General features: G+C 37.1%; 16 protein-coding genes. 4 read left to right on the top strand and 12 right to left on the bottom strand.

The window, feature by feature from the left end; genetic code table 11:
- Positions 1-30 precede the first annotated feature (30 nt).
- From WCV66_RS04225 to WCV66_RS04200, 6 genes are all read right to left on the bottom strand, one after another.
- Entirely contained in the window at positions 31-867 is an 837-nt protein-coding gene (locus WCV66_RS04225) for an STAS domain-containing protein (protein WP_338787982.1), read from the bottom strand.
- Positions 868-933: 66 nt separating this feature from the next.
- Positions 934-1,566 (bottom strand): response regulator transcription factor, encoded by a 633-nt coding sequence (locus WCV66_RS04220; RefSeq protein ID WP_338787981.1) that lies wholly within the window; start codon positions 1,564-1,566, stop codon positions 934-936.
- Positions 1,563-2,603, bottom strand: a complete 1,041-nt coding sequence (locus tag WCV66_RS04215) for a sensor histidine kinase (RefSeq protein WP_338787980.1) — start codon at positions 2,601-2,603, stop codon at positions 1,563-1,565. Before WCV66_RS04215 ends, WCV66_RS04220 begins: the two co-directional genes overlap by 4 nt.
- Entirely contained in the window at positions 2,600-3,334 is a 735-nt protein-coding gene (gene liaF, locus WCV66_RS04210; RefSeq protein ID WP_338787977.1) for a cell wall-active antibiotics response protein LiaF, read from the bottom strand. Before liaF ends, WCV66_RS04215 begins: the two co-directional genes overlap by 4 nt.
- A 335-nt stretch (positions 3,335-3,669) precedes the next feature.
- Positions 3,670-4,317 (bottom strand): PspA/IM30 family protein, encoded by a 648-nt coding sequence (locus tag WCV66_RS04205; RefSeq protein ID WP_338787976.1) that lies wholly within the window; start codon positions 4,315-4,317, stop codon positions 3,670-3,672.
- A 31-nt stretch (positions 4,318-4,348) separates the two neighbouring features.
- Positions 4,349-4,699 (bottom strand): flagellar basal body rod protein, encoded by a 351-nt coding sequence (locus tag WCV66_RS04200; RefSeq protein ID WP_338787974.1) that lies wholly within the window; start codon positions 4,697-4,699, stop codon positions 4,349-4,351.
- A gap of 337 nt (positions 4,700-5,036) precedes the next feature.
- On the opposite strand from WCV66_RS04200, the gene WCV66_RS04195 reads away from it, so the two are divergent.
- Positions 5,037-6,581, top strand: a complete 1,545-nt coding sequence (locus tag WCV66_RS04195; RefSeq protein ID WP_338787973.1) for an FAD-dependent oxidoreductase — start codon at positions 5,037-5,039, stop codon at positions 6,579-6,581.
- Between the two features lie 191 nt (positions 6,582-6,772).
- On the opposite strand, the gene WCV66_RS04190 is transcribed toward WCV66_RS04195, so the two are convergent.
- Positions 6,773-7,891 (bottom strand): acyl-CoA desaturase, encoded by a 1,119-nt coding sequence (locus WCV66_RS04190; RefSeq protein WP_338787971.1) that lies wholly within the window; start codon positions 7,889-7,891, stop codon positions 6,773-6,775.
- 389 nt (positions 7,892-8,280) lie between these two features.
- Between WCV66_RS04190 and WCV66_RS04185 the strand changes: the two genes are divergently transcribed.
- Positions 8,281-8,430, top strand: coding sequence for a hypothetical protein (locus tag WCV66_RS04185; RefSeq protein WP_157094494.1), 150 nt, complete (start codon positions 8,281-8,283; stop codon positions 8,428-8,430).
- 280 nt (positions 8,431-8,710) lie between these two features.
- Here the strand turns inward: WCV66_RS04185 and cobA are convergent, their stop codons facing one another.
- The 5 genes from cobA to nirB (WCV66_RS04160) form a co-directional block, all read right to left on the bottom strand.
- The gene (gene cobA, locus WCV66_RS04180; protein WP_066338259.1) at positions 8,711-10,198 is read right to left on the bottom strand and encodes a uroporphyrinogen-III C-methyltransferase; all 1,488 of its coding nucleotides are present in this window, start codon (positions 10,196-10,198) and stop codon (positions 8,711-8,713) included.
- A 132-nt stretch (positions 10,199-10,330) separates the two neighbouring features.
- Complete coding sequence (nirD, locus tag WCV66_RS04175) at positions 10,331-10,654, bottom strand: nitrite reductase small subunit NirD (RefSeq protein WP_066338261.1); 324 nt, start codon at positions 10,652-10,654, stop codon at positions 10,331-10,333.
- 85 nt (positions 10,655-10,739) lie between these two features.
- Positions 10,740-13,154, bottom strand: a complete 2,415-nt coding sequence (nirB, locus tag WCV66_RS04170; RefSeq protein WP_338787968.1) for a nitrite reductase large subunit NirB — start codon at positions 13,152-13,154, stop codon at positions 10,740-10,742.
- A 433-nt stretch (positions 13,155-13,587) separates the two neighbouring features.
- Positions 13,588-15,720 (bottom strand): assimilatory nitrate reductase catalytic subunit NasC, encoded by a 2,133-nt coding sequence (gene nasC / locus WCV66_RS04165; RefSeq protein WP_338787967.1) that lies wholly within the window; start codon positions 15,718-15,720, stop codon positions 13,588-13,590.
- 43 nt (positions 15,721-15,763) lie between these two features.
- Positions 15,764-18,109 (bottom strand): nitrite reductase large subunit NirB, encoded by a 2,346-nt coding sequence (nirB, locus tag WCV66_RS04160; protein ID WP_066338272.1) that lies wholly within the window; start codon positions 18,107-18,109, stop codon positions 15,764-15,766.
- 290 nt (positions 18,110-18,399) lie between these two features.
- Between nirB (WCV66_RS04160) and WCV66_RS04155 the strand changes: the two genes are divergently transcribed.
- Together WCV66_RS04155 and WCV66_RS04150 are read left to right on the top strand one after the other, a co-directional pair.
- Positions 18,400-19,605, top strand: a complete 1,206-nt coding sequence (locus WCV66_RS04155; protein WP_066338274.1) for a nitrate/nitrite transporter — start codon at positions 18,400-18,402, stop codon at positions 19,603-19,605.
- Positions 19,606-19,824: 219 nt separating this feature from the next.
- On the top strand, positions 19,825-20,253 hold the full coding sequence (locus tag WCV66_RS04150; protein ID WP_066338277.1) for a MarR family winged helix-turn-helix transcriptional regulator: 429 nt from the start codon (positions 19,825-19,827) through the stop codon (positions 20,251-20,253).
- The last annotated feature ends 4 nt before the right edge of the window (positions 20,254-20,257 follow it).

Raw genomic sequence — 20,257 nt, 5'->3', positions numbered from 1 at the left:
ATTATTTAAAATAATTATTATTTTCTAGTGTTACGTATTTATCTGCTCTAACGCATTGGCTAGTGAGGCAGTCGTTCTTACTTCATCGAAATCAAGGCCTAACTGGATAGCCGTTTGGGCAATTTCTGGTCTTATTCCAGATAATGTTGATTCTACACCTAACAGCTTTAGTGTTTTAATTAGATTAAAAATTTCATGGGCAACCATTGTATCAATAATCGCGACACCTGATAAATCAATACATAGATGCTCAATTTTAAGTTCAGCACATTGGATTAATGTATTTTCTAAAATTAATTTAGCTCGTGCTGTATCAATATCCCCAATTAAAGGAAGTAAGGCCGTTTTATTTTGCAAGCGAATAACAGGTGAACTCAATTCGTTAATCATTTGTTTTTGTGCTTCTAGTTGTTTCATCGTGTTTCTATGAGCCTCATCAATATAAATATAAATGGATAGATTAAAAACTTTTCTAATGATGTCAAGCCAAGAGAATAATTGATCAACACTAACTTTTTCTATATTTTGTTTATAGAAATTATTAATATAATTCGTATATACATCTTGGGTTCTCATAAATTCTCTCACAACATAATGATCAGGTGTGTTTAAGTGTTTTTGATCACTTGCAAGCTCTTTAGACCACTTCTCAAACTCACTAAAAAACTGACTTTCTTCCTCAATAAAAAGTTTGTGTAAATGAAGATAATAATCTTGGTTCTGTTCCTTTAAAGCATTGATGATCTTAGGATCTTTTGTAGAATAGATCGAGCTAGCATCTTGATCTTCAACCATACTATACCAATCCTCAGTCATTTGCTTGGAATTCTCCATTAAAAAATGATATAACTCTTGATTTCTATGCATGTTTGTCTCACCCCAAATATAAGATATAGCCTTTTGATATATGTAACGGATTTTAAGTACTTACTTCTATTTTACTAGTGAATGCTTAAAAGCATAGATGACTGCTTGTGTACGATCCTGTACCTCAAGCTTACTTAATATGTTGCTCACATGCGTTTTCGCTGTTTTCAAGGCAATAAACAATTCATCAGCAATTTCTTGATTCGATTTCCCCTCAGTCATTAGCATAAGAATCTCCATTTCTCGGGATGTTAATTGATCATGAGGATGTGTTACATCTTTTTGGCGCATTTTCATCATCATCTTTCCCGTTACTTCAGGCTCAAGAATTGATTGTCCATGAAAAGTTGAGCGGACAGCACCCGCAATTTCACTTGCCTTTGACGTTTTTAATAAATAGCTTGTTGCTCCAGCCTCTAATGCTGGATATACCTTTTCATCGTCAAGAAAGCTTGTGACAATAATAATTTTCGCCTCAGGCCATGCCTCAATGATTTGTTTTGTCGCTTCGATTCCATCCATTTCCTTCATCACTAAATCCATTAAAATAATATCTGGACGTAAGCTAAGCGAAAGCTCGACACCCTTCTTACCATTATCAGCTTCACCAATGACTTCGATGTCTGGCTGAGCAGATAAATAAGAAGAAACCCCAATCCTTACCATTTCATGATCATCAACAAATACCACTTTTATCATTCCACATCACCCTCTATCTGCAATACAGGAACCTTTACTTCTAACCTTGTTCCCTTGTTTTTTAAGCTGACAATTTTCAATGTACCACCAATTTCAACCGCTCGTTCATGCATATTTTGCATGCCATAAGATCCCGTTTTACCTTCATCAATCTCGAAACCAATGCCATCGTCTGTAACTCGCATAATGACAAAATCGTCCCGCTTAATTAACAGGACATCAAGGCTTGTTGCTTTTGCATGACGAAGAGTGTTCGATACTGACTCTTGAAGAATCCTGAATAAATGATCTTCAACCCCTTTATCCAGTGGGATCGGCTCTACCTTCCACTTTATATTCATAGTCACCTTTTGTATTAATTCTACTAATAATTCCTGAACACCTTCCTGAAGTGACTTTCCCTTTAATGCAGCAGGACGTAAATGCAACAGTAGAGCCCTCATTTCAAGTTGTGATTGGTGGATTGTTTCCTCGATTAATTTCAACTGTTTTGACTCTCTATCATCTGATAGTGGCTTTGATTCAGTAATAGCCGACATCATCATAGAGGCAGCAAATAGCTGTTGGCTGACTGAATCATGAAGCTCGCGGGCTAATCGATTCCTTTCCTGTGATACCATTTCTTGAATTATCTTTTCCTGATCCTCTGCTTTTTCATTTGCTAGCTTCTGAGAAAGCTTAGTTTGCTCAAATATATGTTTTTGCACCTTTTCAATTCTAACCCAAATATCATGAACTTCTGGAATTGCATGTGGCTCAACTGGTATTGTACGTCCCTTTTCAAGCTCCCTTACTGCTGTTTCAACAGTAAGAAGTTGTTTTTCCCAAAAATATCCTGATATTAACCCGTAACATACTCCCAACAGAAGGCATATGCTTGGAACAATATAGATAAAGGGCAAATCAATCACCCTCCGCTCCCATAATGAACTCCAGCTCTCCAAAGGAAACGCAATAAAAAACATAACATAAAATAAAATAAACAACACAAGTGAAAAAATTGCAGCGAGCAGAATCTGTCTTTGAATAATACTCATACTCGCCTCACCTCAAGCTTACCTGTAATACTTGCGGTAATTAGCTTCACTTTCTGTTCGGCAGACTCATATTCTGCAGTTTCATAGACAATGGTCTCATTTATAACTCGCTGCTCCTGCTCCTGAAAAATCGCTACAGTTCCAGCCATAATCGAATGATTGATATGAACTTCAACCTCATACGGAACAAGGATTTGAACATTACCGACTAAATTTCGAATTGATATAATCGCTTCCCCTTTTGGTAATACGGTATCACTAAGATCAATAACTGTGTTCCCAATGCCAACCTGAATATTTACATCATTCCATTCATAAACATGCTCCGGTGTCTGCTGACTCGTAAAGAATTTATTTTCAAAGATCTTTTGTCTCTTTAAATAAGGTTCTGATTCTGCTTTAAAATTGCCCTCTAAAATAACAGGCTTAATTACTTTAGGCTGCTTTTGTGATTGAAAAAATTGCACGATTATATATAAAAGGACGACACATAGAAAATAGCGAAAGGTCATCATATTTAGCACCGTTCCTATAAGCCAAATCCAACCAATCCAAAAGAAGGCCTTCCCCACAAATCGAGGCTTCCACTTCTTTCCTAAATAAATAAAGCCAATCGATAAAACAAATGTGACAATTAAGCCTCCATTAAAAAACAAGACCTCTAATAGAAGGAGGAGAATCCCTATTAAAATGATCCAGTTTAAGTAATCTGATTTAATGTTTCGTAGCATGAGATAGCCTCCTTCCAATGAAATAGCGTAATTAGAAACATAAGTCGATTCATAATAGAAGGTGCAATTACCTTCCATTATGAATTGACTTATATCTTAAGCTTGCAATGCCTAGTTTATGCTGAACAAAAGCGCAAGCGCCTTGAGCCTCGGGCAATAAGATGATTTAGAATAGAAGGCGTCCTTTGCCTTCAATTCTAAATTAGCTAGACCCTAGAGGGGCTAGGCGCTGGAGCTGGATGTCGTGCGCTTATCCACAGTACAAGAATTTTATAATTTCCTTAGCAATAAATAAGGCGTAGAAACCTACGCCTTATTAGCATACCATGTTTTAATTATGAAATAGTATTTGTTTCTTGGTTTTTCTGTTGTTTTTCAAGCTGTGCAATTCGTGCATCAATTGTATTGCGATGGTAAGCTGAATTTACTTGATGCTCTAAACGATCAAGATAGCTTTCCATTTCTTCAAATCGAGAGAATGCCTTTGTCGAATAGCTGTTGTTATCTACAACTTTGTTCATACGGTGGTGGGCACGAGCCATATTCTCTCTACCCATAAGCTCCATACGTTTAATATGCATATCCTTTAGCTTATGCTTCATCTCTTCATATTTTTGTTCAAGCTCCTCAAGTTGACGATTTGTTTGCCCACGTGATTCATTTAAACGCGCAACTCGTTCCTCGTAATAAGTTTGCTCCTTTAGAGCAAATTCATAAAGCTCTGCTTCTCCAGCTTTTGAAGCAATTTCAGCTTGATACTTACGCTTTTCAGCTAAATGCACTGCCTCATTGTATTCACGATTAAACTCTTCCTTTAATAGGTATTGTCGTTCAACAAGCTTACGTACCTTATCCGTTTCATTTTCACATTGTCTTAAATAATGATTAAGCACAGATATTGGGTTTTTTTGCTCCTTTTGATCGATTACCTCATGAAGATCAGCTGAAATTGAATCCCTTATTCTAGTAAAAATGTTTGCCATTATTATCTCTCCTTTTAAGTTGTTATTTCTATTACAAATTCCCTTTAAGATCATTCCATTCTTTTTCAAAGTTTGTGAATGGATCATTATCTTCCATTTTTTTAGCTGCTGCTGGGTTTTTCCATTTTTTAAAGACAATATATAGGACATAAACAGCAACAAATCCTAAGATAGCTGGAAGGTTAGATGCTGATGCAAATAATGCAATGACACCAATGATCGCTAAGACAACTTTATTAAATGTTGAATTTGTTTTGATAAAGCCTTTATATGCGTAGTACATGATAAGTAGGCTGATTCCTAATGCGATCATAGGGGCAAGATTTGAAAGCAATACAACCACTGCCACCCCGCCTAAAAGTAAGTAACCAAATTTTTTCATTTCTCATTTCCTCCTTTCAACTTGTGTTCGTTTCTATGTCCTTATCTTACCTACTTTTGAAAATCCTCATAACGAGCGCTAGCTTTATTTTCATCTAAGACTTGAGGCTTAGACCAGATCAGACTACCTTCAATTCTGGCTTAAAAAAAGGGATAGAACCCGCTATTCAGCTATATTCAGTCAGCATTTTTCACCACAGTAGCGCTACTCATATTCCCCCTTCATCTTAAACATGCTTAGCTTAAGCTTTACCGTTTTGTATACGTGGTACATGATTTCAATGACTTTGGTAAAAATTATCTGTATGGAAAATGATTGTTATTAAGGAGGATTTCAAATGACCGAAGAATTTCTACAAGGAAAAATGCCTTATGAACCAGAACCATACTGGAAGGAATCAACACAGTTACCTACATTCTCACCGCTTTCCATTGATACGGAAGTTGATGTTGCAATTGTTGGAGGTGGGATTACGGGGATAACTACTGCTTATTTGTTAACAAAGCAAGGGATGAAGGTTGCCATCCTAGAAGCAAGCCAAATTCTAAACGGTACGACCGGACACACTACTGCGAAAATAACAGCACAGCATGGTTTGATCTATGATGAATTCATCCAACATATCGGTGAAGAAAAAACAAAACAATATTATGAAGCAAACAATGATGCACTTAGCTTTGTTAGACAAACTGTTAAAGACCTAGCAATAGAATGTGACTTATCAGCAGAAGATGCCTATATGTATGCGATAAGTGATGAATATGCGCGGAAAATTATGAAGGAATACGAAGCTTATCAAAAGCTAGGAATACATAGTGATTTCTCAGAAGATATTCCTTTACCAATAGATGTAAAGGGTGCAGTTATTATGAAAAGCCAAGCTCAATTCCACCCCTTAAGTTATTTAAAAGCACTTGTGAATGAAATAACAAATGCTGGCGGAGAAATTTACGAACAAACAACAGCAATTGATATTGATGAAACAACACCAAAACCAATGATTATTACACGCGAGGGTCGTCGAGTTGCTTGTAAATATGCAATTGCATGCTCTCACTTTCCGTTCTTTGACGGAAAAGGTTTTTACTTTACAAGGCTGCATGCAGAGCGATCCTATATTTTAGGAGTCAAAACAAAACAGGAGTTTCCTGGTGGTATGTTCTACAGTGCTGATTCTCCTACGCGATCTTTACGTTACACACCGATGATGAATGGAGAAAAGTTAGTTTTAATAAGCGGTGATGGTCATAAAACAGGTCAAGGTACGTCTACCCATAAGCACTATAAAGCACTTGAAGAATTCGGTGAGGGAGTATTGGGAATTGAAGAAATCAAATACCGTTGGTCTGCACAAGATCTTTATACCCTAGACAAAGTCCCTTATGTTGGACCAATCACATCAAAAAAGCCAAATATTCTCGTCGCAACAGGGTATCGTAAGTGGGGGATGTCAAATGGAACGGCTGCAGCAAAATTGCTTAGTGATCTTGTCTTAGAAAAGGAAAACCCGTATCAGGAATTATATAGTCCATCACGCTTTTATGCAGATCCAAGCATCAAAAAGTTTCTCATGCAAAACTTAGATGTAGCAGGACATTTAATTGAGGGGAAAATCGATATTGCGGATAAGCGAATTGAAGATATTGCAAATGATGAAGGTTCTGTTGTCGTTGTAAACGGAAAACGCGCCGGCTGTTATAAGGATAAAGAGGGGAATATAAATCTTGTTGACACAACCTGTACTCATATGGGCTGTGAAGTAGAGTGGAATAGCGGTGACCGCTCTTGGGATTGCCCATGTCATGGCTCTAGATTTTCAGTTTCTGGTGATGTTCTTGAAGGACCAGCTAAAAAACCATTAAAAAAGGTAGATTTGCATTAATTAAGGGTCAGACATATGTCTGACCCCTTTTTAACAGTTAAGAAAGTTTAAAATTTTGTACTTAGTTTTGATGTCTAGCTCCAGCGTCTAGCCCCTCTTGGATCTAAGCCACAAATGAATTGAAGACAAAGAACGTCTACTATTCATTTGCGTCTTATTGCCCTAGGCTGATTAAGGCGCTTGCGCTTTTCTTATTCCTCTTTAACAACTTTACCAATTTTCGCCTTTGATTTCTTAATGATTCTAACTAATGTATCTTCCTTATCAAGCTTGTTAAACGTTATATTTGAAATATCTAGTCCATGACCTAACGTTTCATATACATGTCCTTGTCTAGGATCTATTAGTTTATTTCCTTCATAATAAATACGCGGTGTTTTCCAGAGTGCTACTAACGCTTTTCCTATAGGCATTTCATGATAGCGCTCAGGCCACATACTTTTAATATGTTCCTTTACTAATGGGTAATACTTTGAGCTCATCCCTGGAAAAAGATGATGCTCTGTATGATATGAAAAATTAAAGTGTAAGACATCAACCCATTTTGGGACAGTTACCGTTAAGCTATTTGCTAACGGATCATTCACCTCAGTAATTGGGTTCAAACGGTGGTTTGTTGAGATATATCCCATAACAATTGCATTCGCAATAAATAAAGGCAATAAGAAAGCAAAAAACCATTTAAATGGCCCCATAATGAACAATAGGGAGATCCAAAATACCCATGGTAAGATGAATTGCATCCACACTGAAGGCTGATGCTTCGGATTAAATTCTTTTATATAAGCAGTAAACATTTTAGCTGAATGTAATGAAAACATCACAGTTAATGAACAAAAGCTTACAAATGCTCGAAATCCCTGTGGTAAGCGATAGATCCAACTTAAAATTTTCGTTTTAGAAAGCCTTTCTAGTGTTGGCCATGAATCAGGATCATGATCCTCTTTCTGTGTATGCACGTGATGTGTTAAGTTATGCCACTTTCTCCAGAGTCTTGGTCCAGTGCTTAATGGCCAAAACGCAATAGCACCTAATAAATCTCGTAGCCACGGTTTTCTAACAACAGTACCATGTAAAATTTCATGCCCAAGAAATCCCATTGCTGCAAAACTAGTACCAAGTACTATTGCAATAGCTAAGTAAATAAACGGATTTAAAGAAAATAAACCAATTGTTAAAAACCCTGCTATGACAATTAGCAGATAGGCTAATCCTCCCCAGAGGCGTCCAGGAACAGGCTTAAATGCCTTTTTCGGTAATTTGGGAGATATACGCGCGGCATACCATGCAAATGAATGAAGTTCTTTCATAACATTACTCCTTCCATAATCAACGTTAATGTTAGTGTCAAAAATCGACCACATCTGGATTAGAAAGTTATTATTAATAATCTTTCCCGGTCTTTATCTTAGGCTTTTTTCATAAACTTTGTTGCTATTTACCAAGTAGTTCGTGTGGTTGATTTGAGTTTAAAACAACAATCTCTTAGAAAAGAGCCTTATCCTATTAACAGCAACATGGTTAATCGTACCAAGCTAAATGACAAATAGCAATGACACTTTATTACCAGGTGCTAATAATAGGTTATAAAGTGACTGATGTGTGAATTTTTAACAGGTAAAATAAGCTTTTATTTCTTCATGTTAATACCCATATTGGATAGACTAAAAACTAACATTACAAAAAGGAGATGATCAATTTGAACAAAACAAACCACAATCAAAATGTCAAAAACCCCTATAGCGGAAAAATATACAAAAGGAAATCTGAAGCCCTTTCAGAATACAACATAACACTTCCAGAACAACCAGTTCCTCAACCAAAGGATTATGAAGAAATAGAATATTGATGATATGACGAAGGAAAATCGGAGTCAACAAAAACATACTATTTCATTTATTTTAAAATCATTTTTTGCTTATAAATCCAAGTCCGATTTCTTTCCTTCCTACAGAAATAGATTATCCCACAACCTTATTGTAATTATACAAGGGAAGGATATGGATTTTTTGCAAATTTATACAATTACCCTTACTTCATCAAGCATAAAACATAGTTTTAAAAAAATAAAAGCTGAATCAATAAGACCTGCTCTTTTGAAGCCTGAGCATCTTATTGATTCAGCCTTTTTAGTACGTTTTTGATGAAACAATTAAATTTTTGCTATTCTGTGAAAAGTCTTCTACATATAATTTATTATTTTCATCCTGCATCCTTGGGTTAAGACCATAATTAGTAGCAGTCAACCACGCTTGTTTATTTAAGCAGATGATGTCAGTAGTTTGTGCAAATGACTGAAGTGCTACGCCATAATGTGCAGCTTGCTTCATAAAAGTGTGAACTGAATCACTAGTGGAAAAGAGAATTGCTGAGATTGAAGCATCTTCAATTGACCTCCTAATAATCGATTCGTACCTTTTATCAATTGATGCTTGATAAACACCAGCATAATCATGTTCCCCATATTTGTAATCAAGCTTCCAATTCTTTTCACTGTGATCATTTGATCCAATTATTAATAAGCTTCCTTCACTATCTAACTCATCTGCTAATCCTGAAAGGAATCCTTTATCTTCTAGGAGCTTAATTGTTGATGATTGCTTACAAAAAAGTCTTGCTTGTAATTGTCGAATATCTATTTTATAGCTTTTTAAGAGCTTAAAAAAATTCGTTGCCGCTTCTGTTGACATAAAAAGCATTCTTTTATAAGCTGGTAATTTTTTTCTAACCTTAACATCTAAAGAGCCTTTATTTACTTCCCACTTAGGGAATTCAATTACGTCTGCTCCTTGATTCAAATACTCATGTGCGAAACTCTCTTCTTCAGCACATCCACGAACATAGAGAAGTTGTTGGCCAAATAACGGTTTTTTCTCAAACCATTTTATTTTTTCCCGAGTTGCAACAATATCACCAACTAAAGTAATAGCCGGGTTTTCAATATTTCCTTCCCGGACCTTTTCAACAATCGAAGAAAGTGTACCTACTACACTTTCCTGTCTACTCCAAGTTCCCCAGCGAATCACGATAACAGGGGTATCTGGTGCTTTCCCGTGGAAAATTAAATTTTCACATATATGCTCTAAATTTGAAACCCCCATATAAAACGCAATCGTTTGGACACCTCTAGCAAGCCCTTCCCAATCAATATCAGGTTTACCATTTTTTGATTTATCATGTGCTGTCACCATTGCAAAGGAGCCAGCGTAATCGCGATGTGTAACAGGAATTCCTGCATAAAGAGGAGCTGCAATACCCGAGGTTATCCCGGGTACAATTTCATAGGCTACATTCTGCTCGGCTAAAACTTCAGCTTCCTCACCAACTCTTCCAAAGACGCTAGGATCTCCACCTTTTAACCTTACAACTGTAAAACCAGCCAATGCCTTTTCAAGCAATGTCCGATTTATCTCCTCCTGCTTCATAAAATGTCGGTTAGGAAGCTTCCCACAATAGATCAATTCACAGTCTGCTTTTGCATAATCAAGTAGTCTTGGGTTAACTAAGCGATCGTAAAGTATAACCTCGGCCTTCTTAATTGCTTCCATCCCTTTTACGGTTATTAATTCACTATCTCCAGGACCAGCTCCAACTAAATACACCTTACCCATCTGCATTTTCTAAATTCCTCCCTTAACATTTTGTTTAATTATTCACGCACTTTGTTGTACTCAAAGTAAGGGAGGACACTCTCTTAAATGGTATAAGAACCCTTTAGCTACTTTACTTTTGTTTTCTCCCCTATTTGGTTAAATTAAGAGGAACACATCTCCCTCTTCGATTAGCGTTTCATATTTTTTGACACAGCCAAAGTCTGGTGCTTGAACCTTACCGTCTTCTAGGCAGATCTTCCAGTCATGCATCGGACAAAATACATGCTCTCCACTAACAATTCCTTCACTCAAGACTCCGCCTTTATGAGGACATTTATTTTCCACAGCTTTGACTGTTCCATTAGAAAGTTTAAAAACAGCAACTTCCTTATCCTTTTCTAATTGAACAGTTTTTCCAACTCGTTCTGGTAATTCTAAAAGGGGACCAACGTACACCTTTGTTTTTGTCATTTCCTTCATGCCCATCTTCCTCCTTGACGAAATATTCTGTTTTTTATGTGTATACCTTGATAAAAGAACGCCTCTTTTCTAACAGTTCACAAGATTAAGAAATGCCTACTGTTTCAAATAGTTCCTTCGTTGTTTTCTTGCTCTCAATAATCTCTTTCCAAGGATCTTTATAAACAGATAACGCCTCATCCATACGAGCATTTAACTCTGTACGCTTGTTCTTATCATCTAGTACGGATTGGACATGAGCTAAGCCAACACGTTCGATCCATGCTGAAGTACGTTCTAAATAGTTTGCTGTTTCACGATAATATTGTAAATAAGCACCGGTAATTTCCATTGCTTCTTGATCTGTTTTTACTTTGTATAATAAGTCTCCTCCACGTACGTGTGTACCACCATTACCACCAACGTAGATTTCCCATCCACCATCAATACCAATGAATCCAATATCTTTAAAGCCTGATTCTGCACAGCTTCTAGGACAAGCAGATACAGCCATTTTTACTTTGTGAGGAGTTTGTAATCCTTCAAATTTCTTTTCAAGGTCAATTCCTAAGCCCATTGAATCCTGTGTGCCAAAGCGACAGAATGTTTCACCAACACATGTTTTCACTGTACGCAGTGATTTTCCATATGCATAGCCTGAATTCATATCTAAATCCTGCCATACCTTTGGTAGATCATCTTTTTTAACACCAAACAGGTCAATACGTTGTCCACCGGTTACTTTTACTAATGGAATTTCATATTTTTCAACAACATCTGCAATACGACGTAATTCATTTGCATTTGTAACACCACCGTACATTCTTGGGACAACTGAGTATGTTCCATCTTTTTGAATATTCGCATGCATACGCTCATTAACAAAACGTGATTCTCTTTCATCTTCATATTTTGTTGGATTTACCATTCCTAAATAATAGTTAACTGCTGGACGACATTTTGAACAGCCTTCTTCAGATTCCCATCCGAGAACATTCATGACTTCTCTTATATGTGTTAGACCTTTCTCTTTAATACCATCGACAATTTCTTCTCGAGATAATGTCGTACATCCACAAATTGCCTCTTTTTGTGCGGAAGCATCGAATTCAGATCCAAGGGTAAGCTGCAAGACATCTGCAACTAGTGGTTTACATCCTCCACAAGATCGAGAAGCACTAGTACATGCTTTAATTGCGTCAACAGAAGTACAGCCTTTTTCCTGAATCGCTTGAACGATTGCACCCTTTGAAACCCCGTTACACCCACAGATGATTTCATCAGCACTCATTGTAGCAACTAAGCTAGCTCCAGCTTCCTCTCCTATCGGCTGCAAAATTGTGATCTTTTCTGTATCTGAAATGTCAGCCTCTTTTTTAATCATTGAAAACAGGCGATTTCCTTCTTTGCTATCCCCAAATAATACGGCTCCGACAATTTTATTTCCTTTTAATACGATCTTTTTATAAATTCCATCTTGTTCATCGAATACTTTTAGAGACTTTTTGTCTTCTCCATCCATAAAGTCACCTGCTGAAAATACTTCAACACCAGAAACTTTTAATTGAGTGGATAATACAGAACCCTGATATGGTGCTGCTTCTTGACCACAAATATGACTAGCTAGTACTTTGGCTTGCTCATATAAAGGAGCAACTAGACCATATGGAATTCCATTATGCTCGGCACATTCTCCAACAGAATAAACATGTGGAAGATCTGTTTGTAAAAAGTCATTTACGATGATTCCTCTATTAACAGCTATCCCACTTTCCTTAGCTAACTCGATATTAGGCTTAATCCCAACCGCCATAACAACTAAGTCTGCTTCAAGCTGAGTTCCATCCTTAAATTTCAATCCTTCTACTCGATCTGTCCCGTAAATTTCTTGTGTTTGTGCTTCTAATAAAAATTTCATTCCTTGTTTTTCAAGTTCTTTTTGTAAAAGGCGTCCAGCTGTTTCATCTAACTGGCGTTCCATTAATGTTGGAGCGATATGAATAACAGAGACATCCATCCCTAAGTTTAATAAGCCACGTGCTGCCTCTAATCCAAGTAATCCTCCGCCTATAACTGCGGCTTTTTTATAATTTTTAGATGCCTCCAGCATAATGTCGGTATCTTTAATATCACGGAATGCTGTAACACCTTGCTTATCAGCACCGGGTAGTGGAAGGATAAATGGTACAGATCCAGTTGCGATAATTAACTCATCATATGGTACAACTCTACCTTTATCTGATACGACTGCCATCATCTCTGGATTAATTTTCGTTACTGTTTCACCTGTAAAGAGGGTAATATTATTTTCTTCATACCATTCCCAGTCATTTAGCGTAATATCTTTTACCTTGGTATCACCCTGTAATACCTTTGATAAAAGGATTCTATTATAGTTAGGATGTGGTTCACTCCCAAAGATTGTTATATCGAATAAATCCTTCGAGACCTTTAAAATTTCTTCAATCGCTCTTACACCGGCCATTCCATTCCCTATTAGAACTAGTTTCTTTTTTTCCACCTGATTTTCCTCCCCTTGGAAAGTTTCCTCTACTATATCACGGTGAAATAAAAGATTTTACATACATGTTAGGTTTTCTGACATTGTTTTATTTTGTGACATAATCACCCCTTTGAAATCGCGCCTTCGAGTTATCCATCTTACTAAATGAAATATGGCTTATTGTCAACATTTCACGTTATATTGTCGGGCTCGCTTGTTTTATCGACCACTTTTGCTACTTTATTGTCCGAAATCAGTGATATCTCAACCGAATTCATCAAGATATCGACCATTCGACTAATAACGACAAAAATCCCGCATAAACGCGAGACCTATCGGATCTAATAAACAGGCATGTATCCCGTACTTATCTTCTTTAATACTTAAGAACGAAAATAAGAGGTGCATTTTTGCACCTCTTACTCTTACTCTTACTCTTACTCTTTGTATTCTAAACTGGTGTTACATTTACAGCACTTACTTTAAAACCTGGCATTTTACATGATGGGTCTAATTCTTCACCAACTAACAGGTTTACATTTTGACTATCTGCCCAATGAAATGGAACAAACACAGTATCTTGCCTTATTTTATCTGACCATCTACTTCTTACTACAATCTTTCCTCGCTTAGAGGCAACAGATACTAAGCGATTATTGTCGATGTTATACTTTTTCGCCGTCTCTGGGTGGATTTCAAGATAGGATTCAAAGTTCCTTGCTGCAAGTGCAGCACTTTTCCTTGTTTGTACTCCTGTTAAATAATGTGACATCACTCTTCCTGTTGTTAAATACAACGGGAACTCTTCACTCGGTTTTTCCTTAGGCACGTCTGGTATATTTGGTACAGCGATCATCTTTGCTTTCCCATCTGGATGGGCAAATGATTCTTCAAAGAGCCGTGTAGTACCTTGATGATCTAACTCAGGACAAGGCCAGAGAATGCCTTTTTCTTTTCTTATACGTTCATAGGTTATCCCGTAATAATCAGCAGTCCCACCTCTACTAGCTAATCTTAATTCATTAAAAATATCCTCTGCATTTTTATATGGAAAATACTCCTCTTTGCCAAGAACTTTAGCAATCTCGCAAATAATTTCCCAGTCATGTTTTACTTCCCCAGGACATGGACGGCTCGCTTCTCTGAGGGTGACTCTTCCTTCTAAATTAGTCATTGTTCCTTCATCTTCTAAGTAGGAAGATGCTGGTAAGATAAGATCAGCCAGCTTGGCTGTCTCAGAAATAAACATATCAACAGCAACTAAAAACTTTAACTTTTTTAAAGCAGCCTTTACAAAATGTGCATTTGGGTTGGACACGACTGGATTTGAGCACATAAGAAACATCCCTGTTATTTCGCCGTCATCAATCTTTTTAAACATCTCAAAGGCTGAAACACCTTTTCTAGGTAGCTCTTCCTTATCAACACCCCAAATACTCGAAATATATGCTCGGTGTTCTTCATTTTCTATTAATCGATAGCCTGGTAATTGGTCTGCTTTTTGTCCATGCTCGCGTGCCCCTTGTCCATTTCCTTGCCCAGTAATTGCGCCATAGCCAGAGTATGGTTTACCTATTTTTCCCGTTGAGATCAAAATATTCAGTAAATTCCTTACAGCTGCAGTTCCATCAATTTGCTGTTCTACCCCTCTTGCTGTAAAAAGCATGCCAGATTCTTCACTAGCAAATTTAATCGCCGCTACCCTGATTTGTTCACTCGGAACGCCAGTCATTTCTGAGAGTTCGTCTAAGGATAAAGACGTTACATATTCCCTTACTTCCTCAAATCCTGTCGCTCTTTCCTCGATAAATTGCTCATCAAGCAAATTTTCTTCAATAATAACCTTCAATAACCCATTAGCCAAGGCAGCATCCATACCTGGTTTCACCTTTAGGTGCAAATCAGCAATTTGCGTTGTTCCCGTTTCACGTGGGTCAATCGCAATAATATAGGCACCATTTTCTTTAGCCTTTTCAAAATAAGGCATAATTGTTGGCTGACATTCGGCAATATTTGTTCCAGCTAAAATAATCACTCGTGTTAACGGCACTTCTGTTAACGCATTTGTTAATCCGCGGTCGAGACCAAAGGTTTGATTTGCAGCAGTTGCTGCTGCAGACATACACAATCGACCATTGTAATCAATATAACGCGTTTTTAATGCGACTCTGGCGAATTTACCGAGCAAGTATGCTTCTTCATTTGTAATAGAGGCACTGCCATACACAGATAATGCATCTAGTCCATCGACCGCTTGGATTTCAGTAAATTGCTCTTTAATATGGGTTAATGCTTCCTGCCATGAAATTCGAACAAATTCCCCATTCACTTTTAATAAAGGAGTAGTAATGCGATCTTGATGAAAAGGATGTTGATGGGCATTCATTCCTTTAATACACAATCGACCTTCAGATGTAGGGTTGTCTTTTCCTACCGTTGTATACTTTTTTCTTGAGACTATTGATTGTTCAATTAATTGCATCTTACATTGCATACTACAAAACGGACATTGCGTTTCATATACTTTTTCTGATTGTACTTCTTGTTGCTTTGTCCGGAAATATTTTAATAATAACTCGGTCAAGGCACATCATCCTTTATTCTAATAATTTATGATTTTGATCTATTTAAACAGATTTCCCTACAAATGGGAGCACTTCTGCCTCAAGGCGTTCAATTAACTGGTCGCGTAATGAATCTTCGAATAGTACTTCCCTTATATGAATCAAGCCTACTCTTTCGCTCCATTCACCGATTTGCTCAAGGTAGTTCGCAGTTTCTCTGTAATATTGGACAAATCCACATATTAACTGTTTTGCTTCCTGACTATTGCTGGTTACAGTAAATAATTCTCCTTGCTTAAAGCTAGGATTGCTACTTCCACCCACGTAGATTTCCCATCCACTGTTGACTCCAATTATACTAATATCCTTTGTTATCATATCTATTTCTCTATGCTTACAGGCTGATATACCCAATACGACTCTATGAGGTGTTAATAAATACTCCATTTCCTTTTCCAATTCAATCGCTAATTGTAAGGCGTGTTTGTTTTCACACTGACATATTTGTTCACCAAAACAAGTATTTACATGACGAATCGTATTAGTACGCACTGGACTTAATTGCATATTTAGTTCTGAACAAACTGCTTGAATATGTTCCTTTTCAATACCTTTTAGTTGAATTCTTTGTTCAGCTGTTATACCAACATTAGTTATCTTATATTTTTCGATAATACTAGCAAGCCTGCGAAACTCTGCTGCGTTTGTCATCCCTCCATACATTTGCGGAACGACAGAATACGTGCCATCCTTTTCTAGATAGGCCCCAATATTCTCATTAACAGAGAATGTTTCATTCAGAACATCAGTATCTGGGTATATCATCGCTAAATAATAACTAATAGCTGGAGCACAACTTGAACAGCCACTCTTCGTTTTCCAACCAAGCTCAGCAAACACATCTTGTAATGAAGATAGATTTCGTTGTTGAATTTGCAATACAACCTCATCCTCTGTTAACGATGTACAAGCACATAGTGACTTTTGCTGAAAGGTTTCCTCACACTCATCACTATGAATATAAGCAAGCAAATCTGAGACAAGTGATTTGCAACCACCACATGAGCCAGACGCCTTTGTACACTGTTTCACTTGTTCAACTGATGTTAATCCTTTCTGCTGAACAGCCTCGATAATTGTTCCTTTAGATACACCATTACAATTACAAATGATCTCACTTGCTTTCATTGATTTTATTGAAGATGCATCCTTATTCGATGAATCGAGGATCTTTCGTTTTTCTTCATCACTAACATGCTTTCTTTTCACAATTAAATCTAATAGTTTTGATTGATCGTTTGTATCTCCAAATAACACAGCGCCAACAATTATATCTCCACGGACGACGATTTTTTTATATACTTCATCCATTTCATTTAGCATCTTTAACGTCTTAGTCGTATCATCCTCATCAAATTCTCCTACGGAAAAGAGGTCAATACCAGGAACCTTTAAGCTAGTTGATAAGATTGAGCCCTTATAACCTTGTTCAGCTAGACCGCATATATGCTTTGCCAGTACTTGGCCTTGTTCATATAGTGGTTTGACTAATCCATAGACTATTCCATTATGTTGGACACACTCTCCAACTGCATAAATATCTGAAATACTGGTTTCCATAAAGTCATTGACAACAATTCCGCGTTCCGTATGAATTCCGCTGGTTTTTGCCATCTCAATATTTGGTATAACACCAACAGCCATCACAACCAAATCAGCCTCTATTGAAGATCCATCAGTAAATAGGAGTCCCTCTACTTTGTTTTCACCAACGATTTCTTGTGTTACCTTACCTAAAAGAAATCCAATACCTTGTTGCTCTAATTTTTCTCTTAGCATGTTTGACGCAGTAACATCAAGTTGACGTTGCATTAAGTAATCTGTATTGTGTACGACTTTTACATCTAAACCAAGATTCAAAAGACCTCTAGCTGCCTCTAGCCCTAATACTCCTCCACCAATAACGACAGCTTTTTTGGCCTTATCAGACGTCCCAATAATTGCTTTACAATCCTCTATTGTTCGAAATGTAACAACTCCATTTTTCTCAACTCCTGGTACAGGAAGAACAAAAGGTGACGATCCAGTTGCGATAATTAATTTGTCATACGGTAATAAGCGATTTTGATCTGTAGTGATCTCTTTTTTATGTGAATCTATTTTAATAGCTGCTTCACCAGAAAAAAGGTTTATTCGATTCTGTTCATACCATTCGAAATCATTAATCGTTATATCTTGAAATGTTGCCTCTCCTTGTAAGACAGAGGACAATAAAATCCGATTATAATTAAGGTGTGGTTCACTCCCAATGATCGAAATATCGAAATCATGAGAATTATGCTTTAAAATCTCTTCAACACAGCGGACACCCGCCATTCCATTTCCGATAACTACCAATTTTTGCTTCATCTTAACCCTCCAGCATCAATGGTCTGACCTCATCTAATGGTTTCATTATTTCATATAATTCCTCTCAACAAATTATTGTTGTCACATTTCCTAACACAGAATCTCACTTTTACTCAGCAACTTCATCACAGCTATTTTTCATCTTTATATATTCTTCACAAAAAATAATTCCATGTTATATTTGCTTACAAATAACTTTTATACTATTTTCCCCCACATTATAATGACCTCATGAACAACAGGACTGAAAATTCAAATAACTAGTTCAACTATTGAAAGGAGTAACACATATGAAATTATCTGAATTAAAAACAAGCGGTCACCCGAAAACTCTTTTTTCTTCCTTTTTGTATTTTGATGTTAGCTTTATGATTTGGGTTATTCTTGGCGCCCTCGGTGTTTTCATCACTCAAGATTTTGGTTTATCACCATCCCAAAAAGGGCTTATTGTTGCAGTTCCGATTTTAGCCGGTTCCTTCTTCCGAATTGTATTAGGGATATTAACAGACCGAATTGGACCTAAGAAAACAGCTATTTTAGGAATGAGCATTACCACGATCCCTTTACTTTGGGGGTTAATAGCTGGTAACACACTACCTGAGTTATATATGATTGGGATTTTATTAGGGGTTGCTGGTGCAAGCTTCGCCGTTTCTTTACCAATGGCAAGCAGATGGTATCCTCCACACCTCCAAGGCTTAGCAATGGGAATTGCTGGTGCAGGAAACAGTGGTACCTTACTAGCAACATTATTTGGCCCTCGGTTAGCTGAAAACTTCGGCTGGCATGTAACGATGGGAATTGCCATTATTCCACTTCTTATAACATTTGTGATATTTGTTGTTTTAGCGAAGGATGCACCAACACAACCAGCACCACAGCCATTAGCAAACTATTTCAAAGTATTTGCTTATAAAGATACATGGTTTTTCTGTTTACTTTATAGTGTGACATTTGGCGGCTTTGTCGGTCTATCAAGCTTTTTGAGTATGTTTTTTGTTGATGAATATCAATTATCAAATGTCCAAGCAGGAGATTTTGTTACCCTTTGCGTTGCAGCAGGAAGCTTCTTCCGACCTGTAGGTGGTTTAATCGCTGACAGAGTTGGCGGTGTGAAGGTTTTATCTTTCCTCTTTATTGGGGTTGCCATTTGTATGGTTGGCGTTAGTCAACTACCTCCGTTATTCGCAATTACTGCTCTATTATTTGTCGGTATGATGTGTTTAGGTATGGGAAATGGTGCAGTATTCCAATTAGTCCCACAGCGTTTCCAAAAGGAAATTGGGATGATCACAGGAATCGTTGGCGCTGCAGGCGGTATTGGCGGCTTCTTCTTACCAAACATTTTAGGTACATTAAAAGAACTGACAGGCTCTTACGCTTCTGGATTTATTACCTTTTCTGTCATAGCCTTGCTAGCATTTGTTATTTTGCTACTAGCAAGCTACTCTTGGAAGAAATCATGGAATTTAAAAAGCGATACTGTAAAGATTTAATATAGCTCGTTTTACCTAACCTTGGCTCCCTCTTGCCAAGGTTTTTTCTGCTCTACTGTATTCTGTTCCCTTTACAAATTTTTAATTTCTGATATGCTTATTAAGCAATATATTTACCTAGGTAAATATTAATCACTTACTTAGGCAAATAAAGCTGAACTTCCATCATTAGGTACATAAACGATACTTACCTAAGTAAATAAAATGAGGTGACATCAGATGGAAAACACAAACAAGCTATTCCACACACTTTATCGGAAAACTCGCTTCATGACAAAAGAACTAAATGAACAGTTGCAAAAACACGATTTATATAGTTCCCAGTGGTCGATTCTTTATTGCCTAAAGATTAATGGACCAATGACACAGAGTGATATTTGGCGTTATTTAGTAGTTGAAGCACCTACAGTTACGCGAACCTTGGTGAAGCTCGAGGAAAGTGGTTGGGTAAAACGAACACAGGGTAGCGATAAACGTGAACGTCTTGTATCACTGACAGATAAAGCCATTCAACATTTACCAGCTGTTGAAGATGAAGTTAAATCCTTTGAACAGAGGATGGTCAAAAGTTTATCAAACGAAGAAAAGGATTACTTCTTCCACTTATTAAACAAACTAGGTACAACATCACTTGAAGAGGAGGAATAAATTC

It is taken from the genome of Metabacillus rhizosphaerae, assembly GCF_037201795.1.
GTDB lineage: Bacteria > Bacillota > Bacilli > Bacillales > Bacillaceae > Metabacillus > Metabacillus rhizosphaerae.
Note: the sequence above shows the minus strand (reverse complement) of the source record. Positions and strands in the feature narration are given on the sequence as shown.

Excerpts from the sequence above, each read along its gene's own strand:
- WCV66_RS04225 (WP_338787982.1), bottom strand. The coding sequence starts at position 867 with ATGCATAGAAATCAAGAGTTATATCATTTTTTAATGGAGAATTCCAAG.
- WCV66_RS04220 (WP_338787981.1), bottom strand. The coding sequence starts at position 1,566 with ATGATAAAAGTGGTATTTGTTGATGATCATGAAATGGTAAGGATTGGG.
- WCV66_RS04215 (WP_338787980.1), bottom strand. The coding sequence starts at position 2,603 with ATGAGTATTATTCAAAGACAGATTCTGCTCGCTGCAATTTTTTCACTT.
- liaF (WP_338787977.1), bottom strand. The coding sequence starts at position 3,334 with ATGCTACGAAACATTAAATCAGATTACTTAAACTGGATCATTTTAATA.
- WCV66_RS04205 (WP_338787976.1), bottom strand. The coding sequence starts at position 4,317 with ATGGCAAACATTTTTACTAGAATAAGGGATTCAATTTCAGCTGATCTT.
- WCV66_RS04200 (WP_338787974.1), bottom strand. The coding sequence starts at position 4,699 with ATGAAAAAATTTGGTTACTTACTTTTAGGCGGGGTGGCAGTGGTTGTA.
- WCV66_RS04195 (WP_338787973.1), top strand. The coding sequence starts at position 5,037 with ATGACCGAAGAATTTCTACAAGGAAAAATGCCTTATGAACCAGAACCA.
- WCV66_RS04190 (WP_338787971.1), bottom strand. The coding sequence starts at position 7,891 with ATGAAAGAACTTCATTCATTTGCATGGTATGCCGCGCGTATATCTCCC.
- cobA (WP_066338259.1), bottom strand. The coding sequence starts at position 10,198 with ATGCAGATGGGTAAGGTGTATTTAGTTGGAGCTGGTCCTGGAGATAGT.
- nirD (WP_066338261.1), bottom strand. The coding sequence starts at position 10,654 with ATGAAGGAAATGACAAAAACAAAGGTGTACGTTGGTCCCCTTTTAGAA.
- nirB (WP_066338272.1), bottom strand. The coding sequence starts at position 18,109 with ATGAAGCAAAAATTGGTAGTTATCGGAAATGGAATGGCGGGTGTCCGC.
- WCV66_RS04155 (WP_066338274.1), top strand. The coding sequence starts at position 18,400 with ATGAAATTATCTGAATTAAAAACAAGCGGTCACCCGAAAACTCTTTTT.
- WCV66_RS04150 (WP_066338277.1), top strand. The coding sequence starts at position 19,825 with ATGGAAAACACAAACAAGCTATTCCACACACTTTATCGGAAAACTCGC.